Annotated in this window: 15 protein-coding genes; 14 read left to right on the forward strand and 1 reads right to left on the reverse strand. The window is 71.3% G+C overall.

Annotation, left to right across the window (positions count from 1 at the left end; all coding sequences use genetic code 11):
- The first annotated feature begins 137 nt into the window (after positions 1-137).
- The 4 genes from ACWCQK_RS11140 (at position 138) to ACWCQK_RS11155 (ending at position 3,325) form a co-directional block, all read left to right on the forward strand.
- Positions 138-998, forward strand: coding sequence for a calcium-binding protein (locus tag ACWCQK_RS11140; RefSeq protein ID WP_451154288.1), 861 nt, complete (start codon positions 138-140; stop codon positions 996-998).
- A gap of 203 nt (positions 999-1,201) precedes the next feature.
- A complete protein-coding gene (locus tag ACWCQK_RS11145) occupies positions 1,202-2,161 on the forward strand; it encodes an amidohydrolase family protein (protein ID WP_451154290.1) in 960 nt (319 codons plus the stop codon).
- A gap of 191 nt (positions 2,162-2,352) precedes the next feature.
- Positions 2,353-2,817 (forward strand): nuclear transport factor 2 family protein, encoded by a 465-nt coding sequence (locus ACWCQK_RS11150; RefSeq protein ID WP_451154292.1) that lies wholly within the window; start codon positions 2,353-2,355, stop codon positions 2,815-2,817.
- 187 nt (positions 2,818-3,004) lie between these two features.
- Positions 3,005-3,325 (forward strand): hypothetical protein, encoded by a 321-nt coding sequence (locus ACWCQK_RS11155; protein WP_451154294.1) that lies wholly within the window; start codon positions 3,005-3,007, stop codon positions 3,323-3,325.
- Between the two features lie 28 nt (positions 3,326-3,353).
- On the opposite strand, the gene ACWCQK_RS11160 is transcribed toward ACWCQK_RS11155, so the two are convergent.
- Positions 3,354-3,860 (reverse strand): cupin domain-containing protein, encoded by a 507-nt coding sequence (locus ACWCQK_RS11160; protein ID WP_451154296.1) that lies wholly within the window; start codon positions 3,858-3,860, stop codon positions 3,354-3,356.
- 137 nt (positions 3,861-3,997) lie between these two features.
- On the opposite strand from ACWCQK_RS11160, the gene ACWCQK_RS11165 reads away from it, so the two are divergent.
- The 10 genes from ACWCQK_RS11165 (at position 3,998) to ACWCQK_RS11210 (ending at position 14,725) form a co-directional block, all read left to right on the forward strand.
- A complete protein-coding gene (locus tag ACWCQK_RS11165) occupies positions 3,998-4,432 on the forward strand; it encodes an RrF2 family transcriptional regulator (RefSeq protein ID WP_451154298.1) in 435 nt (144 codons plus the stop codon).
- 32 nt (positions 4,433-4,464) lie between these two features.
- Positions 4,465-5,331 carry a DsbA family oxidoreductase gene (locus ACWCQK_RS11170; protein ID WP_451154300.1) on the forward strand — a complete coding sequence of 289 codons (867 nt, stop codon included), beginning with the start codon at positions 4,465-4,467 and terminating at the stop codon, positions 5,329-5,331.
- A gap of 637 nt (positions 5,332-5,968) precedes the next feature.
- Positions 5,969-7,543 (forward strand): ABC transporter substrate-binding protein, encoded by a 1,575-nt coding sequence (locus ACWCQK_RS11175; protein ID WP_451154302.1) that lies wholly within the window; start codon positions 5,969-5,971, stop codon positions 7,541-7,543.
- 33 nt (positions 7,544-7,576) lie between these two features.
- On the forward strand, positions 7,577-8,605 hold the full coding sequence (locus ACWCQK_RS11180) for an ABC transporter permease (RefSeq protein ID WP_451154304.1): 1,029 nt from the start codon (positions 7,577-7,579) through the stop codon (positions 8,603-8,605).
- A gap of 2 nt (positions 8,606-8,607) precedes the next feature.
- Positions 8,608-9,495: an ABC transporter permease gene (locus ACWCQK_RS11185; protein WP_451154306.1), complete on the forward strand. Its 888-nt coding sequence runs from the start codon at positions 8,608-8,610 to the stop codon at positions 9,493-9,495.
- A complete protein-coding gene (locus ACWCQK_RS11190) occupies positions 9,495-10,457 on the forward strand; it encodes an ABC transporter ATP-binding protein (protein WP_451154308.1) in 963 nt (320 codons plus the stop codon). The genes ACWCQK_RS11185 and ACWCQK_RS11190 overlap by 1 nt, the downstream gene beginning before the upstream one ends.
- A complete protein-coding gene (locus ACWCQK_RS11195; RefSeq protein WP_451154310.1) occupies positions 10,454-11,311 on the forward strand; it encodes an ABC transporter ATP-binding protein in 858 nt (285 codons plus the stop codon). The genes ACWCQK_RS11190 and ACWCQK_RS11195 overlap by 4 nt, the downstream gene beginning before the upstream one ends.
- Positions 11,312-11,431: 120 nt before the next feature.
- Entirely contained in the window at positions 11,432-12,772 is a 1,341-nt protein-coding gene (locus ACWCQK_RS11200) for an NtaA/DmoA family FMN-dependent monooxygenase (RefSeq protein WP_451154312.1), read from the forward strand.
- Between the two features lie 116 nt (positions 12,773-12,888).
- Complete coding sequence (locus ACWCQK_RS11205) at positions 12,889-13,962, forward strand: LLM class flavin-dependent oxidoreductase (RefSeq protein WP_451154314.1); 1,074 nt, start codon at positions 12,889-12,891, stop codon at positions 13,960-13,962.
- 1 nt (position 13,963) lies between these two features.
- Entirely contained in the window at positions 13,964-14,725 is a 762-nt protein-coding gene (locus ACWCQK_RS11210) for an alpha/beta hydrolase (protein ID WP_451154316.1), read from the forward strand.
- The last annotated feature ends 2 nt before the right edge of the window (positions 14,726-14,727 follow it).

A 14,727-nucleotide genomic window follows, 5' to 3' on the forward strand; every position in this document is an offset into this window, starting at 1 on the left:
GCTCAACGGCACGCGGCGACTTCGGGGATCGCCGATCCCCGACACCCGTGCGCGGCGAGAGGGCAACCAAATCCAGGCACCGCGGGTCACCTGTGTGTCGTCCAATGAACCGCGACTTGCCTCTTGGAGGCCCTGCAATGCCCTCTCAGTTCATCCATCGCCGGGGTTTACGCGCCGCTTCGACCCTGGCACTGGTATTCGGCACAGGACTGGCCGGCCCGATCGCCCTGGCGGGCACGGCCGGCGCCACGACACCGTCGGCGACCGCCGCTGTCAACGCATACGGCTGGCAGCTCACTTACACGGCCGCCGCCGGCCAGACCAACAAGGTGGCCGTCACCGAGTCGTACACCGGCGACAGGACCGGGATCGTCTATGTGATCGACGACGTCCTCCCGGTCAGCGCGGGAAGCGGCTGCGTCCACCCGGTCGCCGCCGACCGTACGAGGGTGCGCTGCACGGTCGCCCTGGTGGACAGCCAGGACCCGTACATCGCCCTCCAGATGACCCTCGGCGACGGCAACGACACCGTCACCTCCAAGAACAACACCGGCCAGGTCTACAGCTACAACAGGATCGACCTGGGCACCGGCAACGACAAGGCGACCGACAACCTCGGACTCGACGGCAACGCCATCAGCGGCGGACCGGGCAACGACACGATATCCGTGGGCAAGTTGGCCATAGTCGGCGGCGGCGACGGCAACGACACCCTCTACGCCTCCGGCGACTACATCATCGCGCAGGGCGGCAAGGGCAACGACGTCATCCACGGCGGCGCGGACCACCAGGACCTGACCGGGGACGACGGCAACGACACCCTCTACGGCGGCCCCGCCGCCGACACGCTGTACGGCGGCAAGGGCAACGACGTCCTGTACGGCAACAGCGGAAACGACACGCTCTACGGCAACAGCGGCAACGACAGGCTGTACGGCGGCCCCGGCAGGGACAAGCTTTCCGGCGGTCCCGGCAGAAACGTCGTCCACCAGGGCTGACCACCCTGCCGTCCGGGGAACCGCCCGCGTACCCGCGCGGTTTCCCGGACGCGTCGGTGAACTCCCCCGCGGTGGAGGCCGACGAGCCCGAGCGGGTTCCGGTCGCCGGTCCGCGGCTCCACGACGCGAGTCCGCGTGTTCCGTCCCGCTCGGCGCGGTCCCGCCGACTGGCCCGCACCGCGTGGGAGAGGTTCCATGGACACGTGGTGTCCTCGCGTATCGACGTGCACGCCCACCTCTGGAGTGCGGCGTACCTCGACCGGATCGAGCGGTCGGGGAAGTCGGACACCGCCACCCAGCGCGGCATCGGCGCGGACGCGACCGACGCCGAGCTGGACCGCCGTTTCGCGCTGATGGACCGAGCGGGCGTCGACCTTCAGGTCCTGTCGGTCGCGCCGCAGTCCCCGCATCTGGCGGACGAATCCGACGCCGTGGCGCTGGCCGCCACGGCGAACGAGTCGTACGCGGAGCTGGTGTCCCGTTTCCCCGGACGTTTCCGCGCCTTCGCCGCACTGCCCCTCCCCCACATCGACGCGGCCCTCCGCGAGCTCACCCATGCCCTCGACGACCTCGGCGCGGTCGGTGCAGGCGTCACCACGACCGTGCTCGGCCGCACCCTCGCCGATCCGCTCTTCCACCCCTTGTACGAGGAGCTCGACCGACGCGGCGCCGTCCTCTACATCCATCCGGCGGGCGAGGGCGCCGCCAGCCCGCTGATCACCGAACACCACATGACGTGGATGGTCGGGGCGCCCGTCGAGGACACGGTGGCGCTCATGCATCTGGTCCTCGCGGGCCTGCCCGCGCGCTATCCGCGGATGCGTGTCCTGGCCTCGCACCTGGGCGGGGCGCTGCCGCTGCTGCCACCCAGGCTCGACGCGCACCTCGCCTTCGAGTCCCCCGAGACGACCGAGCTCCCGTCCGTGGCCGTCAACCGCTTCTGGTACGACACGGTCAGCCACGTGCACCCGCCTGCGCTGCTCGCCGCGGCGGCGTCGTTCGGCGCGGACCGCCTCGTGCTCGGCACGGACTTCCCGTACGAGGACGGTGAGGCCTTCCTGCGGGCGGTGGACTACATCGCCGGCTCGGGGCTGCCCCAGGAGGAGGCCACGATGATCCTCGACACCAACGCGGCCGACCTGCTCGGGCTGCGGCGGCCATGAACCGGCCGCGACTCGTCGCGCACCACACTGCCCTGTCGAACGGATGGGCGGTCCGCGGCGGCCGGTCATACCCTGGAGGAACACCGGCTTCATCTCAGCGGGGCCAGGTCCGTCGGCCGAGATGTGCCGCCCTCCGTGTCCTCGCACTCGGCGGTACGCGCGGCGCATCGGCCCAGTCGTCAGGAGCAGCCATGCCCACCCCTCCCCTGCCGCCCTTCACCCGCGAGTCCGCTGTCGAGAAGGTCCGCAAAGCCGAGAACGGCTGGAACTCCCGCGACCCGCACCAGGTGTCCCTCGCCTACACCGAGGACTCACGCTGGCGGAACCGGAGCGAGTGGGCCACCGGCCGCGACGAGATCGTCGCCTTCCTGACCCGCAAGTGGAACCGGGAACTGGACTACCGGCTCATCAAGGAGTTGTGGGCGTTCGAGGGCAACCGCATCGCGGTGCGCTTCGCCTATGAGTGGCACGACGACGGCGGCCACTGGTACCGCTCCTACGGCAACGAGAACTGGGAGTTCAGGGACGACGGTCTGATGGCGGTGCGCCACGCCAGCATCAACGACGTCCCGATCGCGGAGTCCGACCGCAAGTACCACTGGCCGCTCGGCCCCCGTCCGGATGACCACCCCGGGCTGAGCGACTTCGGCTTCTAGCGACTTCGGCTTCCGGCGGCTTCGACCGCCGACGGCCGCGTGCTCCCCGGTCGCCCGACTGCTGAGCACACCAACCGATGAAGTGCCGATGACGCCATCGGCGTGATGTCTCGCGCCCACCGCAACCGGAGCGGGCGCCCGGCGACTCCTGTCCAGCAGAACCGGCACCCACGAGAAGGAGATCTGCGTGACCGCCACTGCTTACGAACACGGATCGTCCCGCGCCTACGTCGACCCCTACGCGGTCGACGACACCGCGCACCCGAAGTGGGACCGGGCCGGTCGGCGCGAGGGGGAGGCGGCCCGCCGCCTGCCCGCACCCGACCCGGCCCAGCGCCTCGCCATCACGATCGATCCGCGCGACCTCCGGCGGCTGGAACTCCAGGCGGCCCTGACCACGGCCGGCATCCCGCCCCTGCCCGACGACCGGGAGGCCATCGACCAACTCAGCGCGCTGCCCGGCAGCATCAACGCCACCCTTCAGCGCTGGCTGCACCACACCATCTGACCGGCCGCCTGCCGACCGGCCCAGGCACTCACGCCTCGTCGGCCGAAAGGGCGTACAGCTGGGGAAGGTTGACCACGATCGCCTCCTGCGTGCTGCGGGCGATGACGACCACGGCTTCCGCGTCGGGGGCGGGGTTCTCCTCCCGGTGCGGCACGAAGGGCGGGACGAAGATGTAGTCGCCGGGGGACGTACGCAGGCGTACTTCCTCCGGCTCCGCCCCCGAGTCGTCCAGGAAGACGAACTCGGGGTGGCCGCTCACCACGTAGATGGCCGTCTCGGACTCGCCGTGGTGATGGTCGGAGGAACAAGTGGAGGGGGCCACATGGGTCTGGCCCATCCACAGTTTCTCGGAACCGACGTTCTTTCCGCTGACGGCGGCGAACCTGCGCATGCCGCCGGTCTGGGCGGTGTCGCCGTCCAGGGAACCGGCTCGGACATGGTGCAGGCGGCTGCGCAGGGGGGCGGCCGAGTGCCCCGCGGTGTCGTGGAGATGGGGGTGGAAGCCTTGCCCGGGGGTCGTCGACGGCTCGCTCATGGCGGGGACGCTAGGGCCGGGGCGAAAAGGATGTCAAGAGGTGTCCTTTGGCCTTCACCTGCGGCAATGTTCCCGCAATGTAGGCGGCCGGCCGCCCGGAACCTGGTCACGGCGGAGTTCTCGGGCATGATGTGCGCATGCATATTTCCGCGAAGGCGGACTACGCCATGCGGGCGCTGTTGGAGCTCGCCCGGGAGCCGGCCCGCCCGCTCACCTGCGAGGCCGTCGCCTCCTCGCAAGGGATCCCGTTCCGCTTCCTGAAGTCCGTGGTCGGCGAGTTGCGCAGAGCGGGCCTGGTGCGCAGTCAGCGCGGCTGCGAGGGCGGGTACTGGCTCGGCAGACCCGCCGGGGAGATCACCCTGCTGGACGTCGCGCGCGCCGTCGACGGCGAGTTGATCACGCTGCGCGGCGAGTCACTGGCCGGACTGGACTATCCCGGTCCCGCGGCGGGACTGCCGGGCGTGTGGCGAGAGGTCGAGGCGGGCGCGGCGGCGGTTCTGGGCGCGGTGACCCTGGCAGCGCTGCTGCCCGGGGTGACCGCTGAAGGGCCGGCCCGGACGGACGCCGCGTGACCGGGGGGCCACGACCGCGGCCGGAGGTCGAAGTGGTGGAGTACACCGACCCGTTGTGTCCCTGGGCCTGGGGGTCGGAGCCCGTCTTCCGCGCCCTGCGCGCCGCACTGTCGGACCGGGTCCGCTGGCGCCGGGCCTACGCCATCCTCTTCGACCACGACGACGACCCGGCGCCCGACCCGGTGGCCGAGACCGCCTGGTACGCGCGCTACGTCGAGGAGATCAGCTCGCACAGCCGGGCCCCCCGGGCTGCGCGGCTCAGCCGGATGCCGGCAAGTTCCTGGCCCTCCTCCCTGGTCGCCAAGGCCGCCGAACTCCAGGGCAACGACGTGACCGAGCGGGTCGTACGGCGGCTGCGGGAGAGCGTGTTCGTCGTCGGCGAACCGGCGGACACCCTCGCGCTGGCGCTGTCCGCGGTACGGGGGACGCCGGGTCTCGACCCGGACCGGCTGGCCGCCGACTCCGCGTCCCGGGCCGTGCTGGAGCGGGTGCGCACCGATCGTGACGAGGCTCGCCGGCCGGTCGCCGAGGTGTTCCGCGCGAGCGGGCGGCCGCCGCACCCCGGCACCGCCAAGGAGACCGCCGACGGCGGGCACCGGTACGCGCTGCCGACGCTGCTCGTCCGCACGGTCTCGGGGCATCGGGCGGTGCCCGGCTGGCGCCCCTTCGAGGAGTACGTCGCAGCCGTCGAGGGGCTCCGCCCCGGGCTGTCGGCACCCCCCGCGCGGCTCGACCCGGCACAGGCGCTGGAGCGCTACCGGAGCCTGACCGATCCGGAGCGGCTCCTGCTGACGAACGGCACGTGGCCGCCCTCGCGAGCCGTCCGGCTGGACACCGGGAACGGCCCTCTCTGGCTGCATCCCGACGAGGCCGCCACACACCCCGCCGTGGCCCGCTGAGCCGTCTCCCCTGCCCTTGCAGGTCTCTGATCTGCGGTCAGACACCGTCCCGCCGAATGAGACACCTCCAGGTGTCCATTGACAGCCGTCGACGACAGCGCCCAGGATGTGCAGCATGCTCACGACGCACCCCGGCGTGGTGTGCCGCTACGTGGACCTGCGGCGCACCAGCAGCGCACTCTGTCGCTGACCTCCCGCCGCTCCCGGCCCGCAGGCGCCTGACCGCTGCTCCGCAGCGAGCGCTGCCCGGCCCGAGCCGCGTCCGGTCCCGGCGCTTCTCCCGGTGCCCCGTCGTACTCCTCCGCGCCTTTCCGGCTCCTCCCGTCGAACCCGCCGAACTCCCGTCGCCCTGAGCGCCGCGCCTCCTGGAGGGGCCGGGCAGGGGCCGGGGTCGGCTGCCCGTTCACGCACCTCGACGACACGGAACCGGACCGAGCCGCCGGGGAGGCGTCGGTACGCACGGCTCCGCCACCCGACACCTCAGCCCTGCCCGCCTTCTCGCGCATCGGCCCCACCGCCCCCGCCGGCGCTCCACCGCGCCGCTTCGCCGCGCTCCCCCGCCTCATGTCTCCGCCGCGCTCCCCCGCCCTGTTCCGTCGTCGCGGCTCAGTGCGGGGCCCACCACAGGAAGATTGAGATGCCCTCTCGACTCAGCACCCGTCGCCCCGGACCGGACCTGCCCTCGCTCCGACGCACCGGCGGCCGTCGCGCCGCGGCCCTTGCGGCCGCCTGCGCCGCCCTCCTCACCCCGGCCCTGAGCGCCTGCGCCGGTGACACCGCCGCCGCCAGTGGCAACGCCACGCTGAAGTGGACCTCTTCGTACTTTCCGACCCACTGGGACCCGGTGGTCGGCGGAAGCGGCGCCCAGTTCCGGGAACTCGCCCTGACGTACGCCTCGTTGACCCGTACCGACGAGAGCGGGAAGGCCGTCCCCGATCTCGCCGAGAGCTGGAAGTACAACGCGAAGGGCGACGAGATCACCTTTCACCTGCGCCCCGGCCTGAAGTTCAGCGACGGCGAGCCGGTCGACGCGTCCGCCGTCAAGGCGGCCATCGAGCGGGCACAGAAGCAGAAGAACTCCGCGCTCTTCGGCGACCTGACCTCGATCGGGTCGGTCGACGCGGACGGCTTGGACGCGGTCCTGCACCTCACCCAGGTCGACTACCAGATACCCCAGTTGCTCGGCGAGCGGGTGCTGCAGATCGCCAGCCCCAAGGCGGCGAGGAACCCCGAGAAACTGGACCAGAACCCGGTCGGCGCCGGCCCGTTCATCGTCACGCAGCTGATCCCGGGCACCAAGGCGGTCCTGAAGAAGAACCCGGACTACTGGGACGCGAAGAACATCCACATCGACAACGTCGAGCTGACCTCGGCCCCCGACGCCTCCACGGTCGTCTCCGGACTCCAGACCGGCGTCTACAACTTCGCCGACCTCGACCCACGTCAGGCCGCCGCCGCCAAGAAGGCGGGTCTCGATGTCTTCGTACAGCCGGGCTTCAACGCCTCCAACATCAGCCTCAACGTCAACAAGGCACCGTTCGACGACGACAGGGTCGTCGACGCCGTCCGCTACGCGATCGACCGTCAGGAATTCGTCGACAAACTGACCTTCGGCTACGGCGAGGTGACCAACCAGCCCTTCCCCAAGGGGTACGTGGCCTTCGACCCGAAGTCGGAGAACACCTATCCCTACGACCCGGCGAAGTCGAAGAAGCTCCTCGCCGAGGCGGGCCACCGGGCCGGAGCCATCAAGCTCGACCTGGTCATCCCGGCGGAGGACCCGCAGGCCGAGATCGTCCAGTCGCAGCTGGCCAAGGTCGGCATCACGGTCACCATCAAGATCGACAAGAACTGGGCCACCCCGTTCTTCGCGAAGGACCTGACGTTCTCCCTCTACGGGACCACGGGCCGTGACTCCGCGGCACAGACCCTCACCGCCCACTTCGGTCCGCACGGCCCGCTGAACCTCGGCTCCCCCTACGAGCCGGCCGGATTCGAGGCGGCCATCGCCAAGGTCCGCCGGACCCCGCTGGACGCACCCGACTACCCGCGGGTGCTCCAGGCGGCGACCCGGGCCGGCCTGGAGAGCCGGGCGCTGATCTTCACGTACTCGCAGCCCAACCTCATCGCCAAGAGCAAGACGATCTCCGGCCTGCCGAAGAACCCGGCCCACATCGACTGGACCGGCGTGACCGTCTCCGGCGGCAACTGACCTCCGCCCACCACACAGAGAGGGGGCAATCCCATGACGACAACCGCGGTACCGGCCGAGCACGCCCGCCGTCGCGGGGTCGCCGTGACCAGGGCGCGGCACACGCTGACGCGCGTGCTGGTCACCCTCGCCCGGTCGATCACGATCTTCGTGCCGGTCTTCCTGGTCGCGACGTTCGTGACGTTCGCGCTGCGGTCGCTGAGCGGACTCAGCCCGGCGCGGATCCAGCTGGGCGAGGAGGCGACTCCCGAAGCGGTCCACCGGGTCGAGGCCCAGTGGGGGCTCGACAGGCCCTTTCTGGTCCAGTACGGGGACTGGTTCACCGACGTCCTGCACGGTCAGCTCGGAGCGAGCTGGACCAACGGCGCCGACATCTCCACGCTCATCGGCCTCGGCCTCGGAGTGAGCCTGTCCGTCGCCACGTTCGCGCTGCTCATCGGCGTAGTCCTCGGCTTCGCCCTGGGCACGGTGGCGGCGGTGCGGCGCACCACCTGGATCGACCGGGCGATCACCGGCTTCGTCACCGTGATCTCGGTGATGCCGGCCTTCGTCGTCGGCATCCTGCTGGTGGCCGTCCTCGCCGTCGGACTCCATCTGTTCCCCTCGGCCGGTTACATCCCGGCCGAGCAGGGGTTCGGGCCGTGGCTCGCGCACATCACACTCCCGGCGATCGCGCTGAGCTTCGACATCGTCGCCGATGTCGCCCGCCAGCTCCGCAGCAGCCTGATCGCGGCCTACCGCGAGAACTATGTGACGGGCGCGGTGGTGCGTGGACTGAGCCCCCGTCGGATCTTCCTCGTGCACGTCCTGCGCAACGGCATCGGGCCGGCCCTCGCCACCCTCGGCCTGAAGTTCCCCGCCCTGGTCGGCGCCTCCGTCGTGACCGAGTGGATCTTCGGCCTCCAGGGCTTCGGCAGATTCGCCAACGAGTCCGCGCAGGCCGGTGATGTGCCGGCCGTGCAGGGAGTGCTCGTGGTGTCGATCGTCCTGGTCGTCCTGTTCAACCTGATCGTCAACCTGGTGCTGGCCCGTGTGACGCCGGCATCGCAGCGGGGGGTATGACCATGGTGCGTCGCGTGCTCACCCTTGTGTCCGGCCGGGTCGCCGTCGCGGTCCTCGCCGTGATCGCCGTACTGGCGTTGTTCGGTCCCTTGCTCGCCCCGCAGAACCCCCTGGCCACCAGCGACAACACGCTCGCGGCGGCGTCGAGCGCACACTGGCTGGGCACGGACCACCTCGGCCGGGACGTACTGAGCCGACTGCTCGACGGCTCGCGCGTCAGCGTGCTCGGCTCGCTCGAAGTGGCCCTGATGGCGCTGGTCGTCGGCGCGATCCCCGGCATGCTCTCGGTCTACCTGGGCCGGACCTTCGAATGGATCACCCTGCGTCTGGCCGACACCCTGGTCGCCCTGCCGTTCCTGCTGTTCGCCGTCGCCGTGATCGCGCTGCTCGGCAACGGCATCACCCAAGCCATGCTCGTCACCGGCGCGTTGGTCTCCCCGCTGTTCTACCGGGTGGCCCGCGCCGCCACGTTGGCGGTCGCCCGCTCGCCCTACGTGGAGGCCGCGATCATCTCCGGTGCCTCCGTCGGCTGGGTCGTACGCCGTCACGTCTGGGTCAAGGTGCTCCCGCCGATCGCGGTGGCACTCGCCCAGACCATCGGCACCGGCTTCATCATCGTCTCGAGCCTGACGTTCCTCGGCATCGGCGTCCAGCCGCCCGCGCCCACCTGGGGCGGCCTGCTGGCGTCCGACCTGGGTTACCTCGGCTACCAGCCGTGGGCGCCACTCGCCCCGGCACTGCTGATCATGATCACCGTCTGGGCGGCGAACCTGCTCGCCGACGCGATCCGCGATGTCTCCGGCGAAGCGGGCCGAGCCTTCGTCAACAACCGCAAGGCCCGCGCCAACCGCCTCGACCACTCCGACACCGTGACCGCCAAAGGTGCGTGATGACGACACTGTCCAAGAACGCCGCGCCCGACACAAGCCGGAACACCACCGCCCGTGCGGCCGCCGGAACCGCCACCGACCCGGCCGACTCGGCCCCCGCGCCCACCGGTGCGACCACCGCGCCCCCCGCTTCCTCGGCGACCTCCTCACCGGTGTTGTCCCTGCGGGGGGTCCGCGTCACCGACCACGCCGGCGACCGGGAGATCGTCCACGGGGTGAGCTTCGAACTCACCCCGGGCAAAACGGTCGGCATCGTCGGTGAGTCCGGCAGCGGCAAGACCCTCACCTGCCGGGCCGCCCTGGGCATCCTGCCGTCGCACTTCGAGGTCACCGGCGGCTCGATCGAGATCACCGGCACCGACATCGCGACGCTGACACCTCAGCAGTGGACGGCTCTACGGGGCGCCACGATCAGCGCGGTCTTCCAGGACCCGGCCTCCTACCTCAACCCCTCGATCCGCGTGGGCCGCCAACTGACCGAGGTCATCCAGGTCAAGAAGGGGCTGAAGCGCCGCGAAGCCCGGCACCGCGCCGTCGAGTTGCTCCAGGCCATGCGACTGCGCGACCCGGAACTGGTCTACCGCCAGTACACCCATGAGCTCTCGGGCGGCATGCTCCAACGCGTCCTGATCGCGGCGGCGATCGCCGCCGACCCGAAGATCCTCATCGCCGACGAGGCGACGACGGCGCTCGACGTCACCGTGCAGGCCGAGATCCTCGACCTGCTCGCCGAACTGCGCGAGCGGGCCGGACTGGCCCTCGTGGTCGTCTCGCACGACCTGGCCGTCGTCGCGCAACTCTGCGACGAGGTCCTCGTCATGCGCCGGGGCGAGGTCGTGGAGCACGGTCCGACGCGGCAGGTGCTCCAGCACCCGCGTCACGAGTACACCCGGCTGCTCATCGCCGAGCACGAACAGTACGGCCTGGAGAAGTTCCGCACCTCGCGGGAGGACGCGTCGTGACCACCGAGTTCCCTCAGGACACCACCGCTCCCGCGCGTACCGTCCTGGACGTCACCGGGCTGGATGTGCACTACGGCCCCCGCCGACGGCGCCGCCGCGCGCTGCACGGCGTCTCGCTGAGCGTCGCGCCCGGCGAGACGGTCGGGATCATCGGCGAGACCGGGTCGGGCAAGTCCACCTTCGCCCGTACCGTGCTGGGCCTGGTACGGGCCTCGGCGGGCCGGATCGTCATCGGCGACGAGGATGTCAGCGACCACGGCCGGCGGCAGTGGCGCGCCCTGCGCCGCCGCGGCACGGTGCAGTACGTCTTCCAGGACCCGCTGCGCAGCCTCGACCCGGACCTCACCGTGGCGGAGTCCCTGACCGAGCCGTTGCTCGTCCAGGGCGTCCCACGAGAGGAGGCCACCGGCCGGGCCCGCGCGTTCCTCGCCCGCGTGCACCTCACCGACGAACTGTTCGACCGGCTGCCCGGGGAGCTCTCCGGCGGGCAGCGGCAGCGGGTCGCGGTGGCCCGGGCGCTGGTCACCGAGCCGCGACTGGTCATCCTCGACGAGCCGGTCAGCGCGCTGGACTCGGCCAACCGGGTCCAGATCCTGCGGATCCTCAAGGAACTCCGCGCCGCCGGTGTGGCCCTCGTCTTCATCTCGCACGACCTCGGATCCGTCGCCGGCATCGCCGATCGCATCGCGGTGCTCTACGAGGGCGAACTCGTCGAGGTCGGCGCCGCACGCGACGTCATCACCCGGCCCCGGCACGCCTACACCCGACTGCTCGTCAGCTCCGCGCCCACGCTGCGCGGCGCTTCGGCCGACCGGACCGAACGCGAGGCGCTGCGCGCGCTGTTGGACGCCTGAGGTCACCACACCCCTCCGAAGCGCCTCGGCCTCGCGAACCCGTCGAACCCCCTGAACCCCCTGAACCCCCTGAACCCCCTGAACCCCCTGAACCCCCTGAACCCCTCGAAAGGAACTCACATGTCCCGCAGGATCCACCTCGCGCTGCACCCCTACGGCGTCGGCGGCCCCGGCCAGCACGGCCTGTGGAAGGACCCGCGCGTCGCGAAGAACGCCAGCATCGACATCAACTACTACATCGCGCAGGCCCAGGCCGCCGAACACGCGCTCTTCGACGCCCTGTTCATCGTCGACAGCCAGTTCATCAACGCCACCTACCCGGCGCACTATCTCAACCGGCTGGAGCCGCTCACGCTGCTGTCGGCGGTCGCCACCCACACCCGGCACATCGGCCTGGTCGGCACGGCGAGTTCGACGTACAACTCGCCGTTCAACCTCGCCCGGCGCTTCGCCTCCCTGGACCACATCAGCGGTGGACGCGCCGGCTGGAACGTGGTCACGAGCTTCGACACCGGCACGTCCAGGAACTTCGGGCTCGACGAACACCTCGACTACACCACCCGCTACGGCCGCGCGCTGGAGTTCGTCCAGGTGGCCCGCGGGCTGTGGGACTCCTACGAGGACGACGCGTTCCCGGCCGACGTGGCGCGGAACGTCTTCCTCGACCCGGCGAAGCTGCACGAACTCCGGCACGACGGCGAACACTTCAAGGTCGCCGGCCCGCTCAACCTGTCCCGCTCGGCACAGGGCCAGCCGGTGATCTTCCAGGCGGGGGTCTCCGAGGAGGGCCGTGACCTCGCCGCGCAGGTCGCCGAGGGCATCTACGCGCCGGGCGGCTCACTCCAGCAGGCGCGGGAGTACTACACCGACATCAAGAAGCGCACCGCGGCCTACGGACGCGACCCCGAGCACATCAAGATCTTCATCCACGGCGGGCCGGTGGTCGCTGCCACCGACGAGGCGGCCAGGCGGCGCGAGCGGGAGATCTTCGAGGAGGACAACGACTTCGGCCGCAACCTCGCGCTCCTCGGCCGGTCCTTCGGCGCGTACGACTTCAGCGTGCACGACCTGGACGCCCCGTTCCCGGATGTCGCGCACCTTGCCGAGAAGGGCGGCCGGACCGGCGCGGCCAAGCTCATCGAGCGCGCCAAGGCCGAGGGACTGACGCTCCGGCAAGTGGCCGACTCTGTCGGTGACTTCCGCCGTTCGCCGTTCGTCGGGTCGCCGAAGACGGTCGCCGACACCATCGAGGAGTGGTTCGACGCCGGCACCTTCGACGGCATCAACCTCGCCTTCCGCAACAACGACGACCTGGGACTCTTCGTCGACGGTGTCGTGCCGCTCCTCCAGCGGCGCGGTCTGTTCAGGACCGAGTACGAGGCCGACACCCTGCGCGGCAACCTCGGGCTGCCGGTCCCGGCCAACCGTCACACCCGCAGGCCCCAGCTCGTGAGCGACTGAGGGCCGGACCCGGCACGGACACGTCGATCCTCATGGCGGCGCCGACCGCGTGGACGGGACGCCCTCGTCGCGGCGGGCACGGCGGGACCGTGTGAACCCTGAAAGGCAGTGATCGCATGACCACCGCACCGATCCCACGCTTCCGACTCGGCTTCCTCACCCATGTCCAGGGCCGGGGCCCCGACCTGGCCCGGACGTACCGCAACGCCCAGGAACTCTTCGTCGCGGCCGACGAACTCGGCTTCGACACCGGCTGGGTGGCCCAGCACCATGTCTCCCTCGGCGGGGGCGGCCTCTCCTCCCCGTGGACGTTCCTCGCCCACGCCGCCGCGCGGACCACCCGGATCCGGCTCGGCACCGCGATCACGATCCTGCCGCTGGAGGACCCGGTCCGCCTCGCCGAGGACATCGCCGTCGTCGACACCCTCAGCGGCGGCCGCGTCGAGATCGGCGTGGGCAGTGGCGGGAGCGAGGTGGAGTACGCGGCGTTCGGCCAGGACGTCTCCCGTAGACGCGAGCTGACCACCGAGCACCTCGCGGTGTTGCGCCAGGCCCTGGCCGGCGAGGAGGTACGAACGCCGGGATTCCGCATCCAGCCGACGGCCGGCGACTTCACCGACCGGATCTGGCAGGGCGTCTTCAGCGCGGCCGGCGCGCGGCACGCCGCCGGCCGAGGGTCGAACCTGCTGCTCAACCGTGCGGCGTACGGTCACGACGCCGCGACCGACGAGGTCCAACGTCCCTGGGCGGACGCGTTCCTCGCCTCCTGGGACGCGCCGCGCCGCCCACGTATCGGGCTGTCGCGGTTCGTGTTCCCGGCCAGGGACACGCGGACGGCCCTCCGGCAGATCGGCGACGACGTCCTCGGGGCGGCGCACCGGATGGCGAAGAACGGCGCCTTCCCGAAGGGTCTGGACGTGGACGAGGCACTGCGCCGCTTCCACTCGTTCCACGGTCATCCCGACGACGTGATCGCCGCGCTCGGCCGGGAGAAGGTCCTGCCCGTGGCGACCGATCTCATCACGCAGTTCAACCCCGCCGTCCCCGACCACGACGCCGCGATCCGGGCCCTGGAGCTCATCGCGACGGAAGTGGCGCCCGCCCTGGGCTGGCAGCCCGCCACCGAACGCGGACGCCACCCCGCACCCGCACCCGCACCCGCACCCGCACCCGCACCCGCAGGAGCCTGACATGACCGAGTACACCGACCACTTCGGCCCCGAGGGGCTCCGTACCCGCGGCACGGTCGTCGTGGTGCCGGGGCGCGGAGAGAGCCGGGCGGCCTACGCCCGATTCGGCAAGCGGCTGGCCGCCGACGCCTACCGTGTCCGGGTCGTCGACGCCCCGCGGATCGACGCCGACGACGTGACCGGTTCGTTGGCCCGGTTCGGCGACCAGCTCACCGCCGCCGTGCGGGGCGCCGTGAGCGGGGACGCGGTCGTGGGCCCCGTGGTGTTCATCGGTGCCGACACCGGCGCCGCGGCCGTCGCGGCGCTCGTCGGGCGGTCGTCGGCCGTCCGGCAGCCGGACGCGGTCGTGCTCGCGGGGCTTCCGGGACGGTCCGCGGCCACCGGCGGCTCGTGGGACGACGAGCTCGACATCCGCACCTCCTGCCCGGCCCACCGCGGTGTCCTGACCGACGACTCCCGGGCCGAGCGCGGTGCGCTCGACGTCGCCGTGCCGGGTGCGCTGCTCGACGCGGCGTACCGCGGTGCGATCACGGTCCCCACCCTGATCCTGGCCGGCGACGCGGACCCGCTCGCGGACCACGACGCCCTGGCCGCCACCGCGAAGTCACTGCCCCGCTCCCGTCTGGCGGTGGTCCGCGACGCGCACCACGACGTCCTCAACGACCTGCAGCACCGCTCGGTGGCGGCCGAGGTCGTGACGTTCCTGGAAGCGCTGCGCACCTCGCTGGTACCCGCCGTCGCGGTGGAGTCGAGTGCCTGGTGAGC

This window comes from Streptomyces sp. NPDC002306 (assembly GCF_053593435.1).

Excerpts from the sequence above, each read along its gene's own strand:
- ACWCQK_RS11140 (WP_451154288.1), top strand. The coding sequence starts at position 138 with ATGCCCTCTCAGTTCATCCATCGCCGGGGTTTACGCGCCGCTTCGACC.
- ACWCQK_RS11150 (WP_451154292.1), top strand. The coding sequence starts at position 2,353 with ATGCCCACCCCTCCCCTGCCGCCCTTCACCCGCGAGTCCGCTGTCGAG.
- ACWCQK_RS11160 (WP_451154296.1), bottom strand. The coding sequence starts at position 3,860 with ATGAGCGAGCCGTCGACGACCCCCGGGCAAGGCTTCCACCCCCATCTC.
- ACWCQK_RS11165 (WP_451154298.1), top strand. The coding sequence starts at position 3,998 with ATGCATATTTCCGCGAAGGCGGACTACGCCATGCGGGCGCTGTTGGAG.
- ACWCQK_RS11175 (WP_451154302.1), top strand. The coding sequence starts at position 5,969 with ATGCCCTCTCGACTCAGCACCCGTCGCCCCGGACCGGACCTGCCCTCG.
- ACWCQK_RS11180 (WP_451154304.1), top strand. The coding sequence starts at position 7,577 with ATGACGACAACCGCGGTACCGGCCGAGCACGCCCGCCGTCGCGGGGTC.
- ACWCQK_RS11185 (WP_451154306.1), top strand. The coding sequence starts at position 8,608 with ATGGTGCGTCGCGTGCTCACCCTTGTGTCCGGCCGGGTCGCCGTCGCG.
- ACWCQK_RS11190 (WP_451154308.1), top strand. The coding sequence starts at position 9,495 with ATGACGACACTGTCCAAGAACGCCGCGCCCGACACAAGCCGGAACACC.
- ACWCQK_RS11200 (WP_451154312.1), top strand. The coding sequence starts at position 11,432 with ATGTCCCGCAGGATCCACCTCGCGCTGCACCCCTACGGCGTCGGCGGC.
- ACWCQK_RS11205 (WP_451154314.1), top strand. The coding sequence starts at position 12,889 with ATGACCACCGCACCGATCCCACGCTTCCGACTCGGCTTCCTCACCCAT.
- ACWCQK_RS11210 (WP_451154316.1), top strand. The coding sequence starts at position 13,964 with ATGACCGAGTACACCGACCACTTCGGCCCCGAGGGGCTCCGTACCCGC.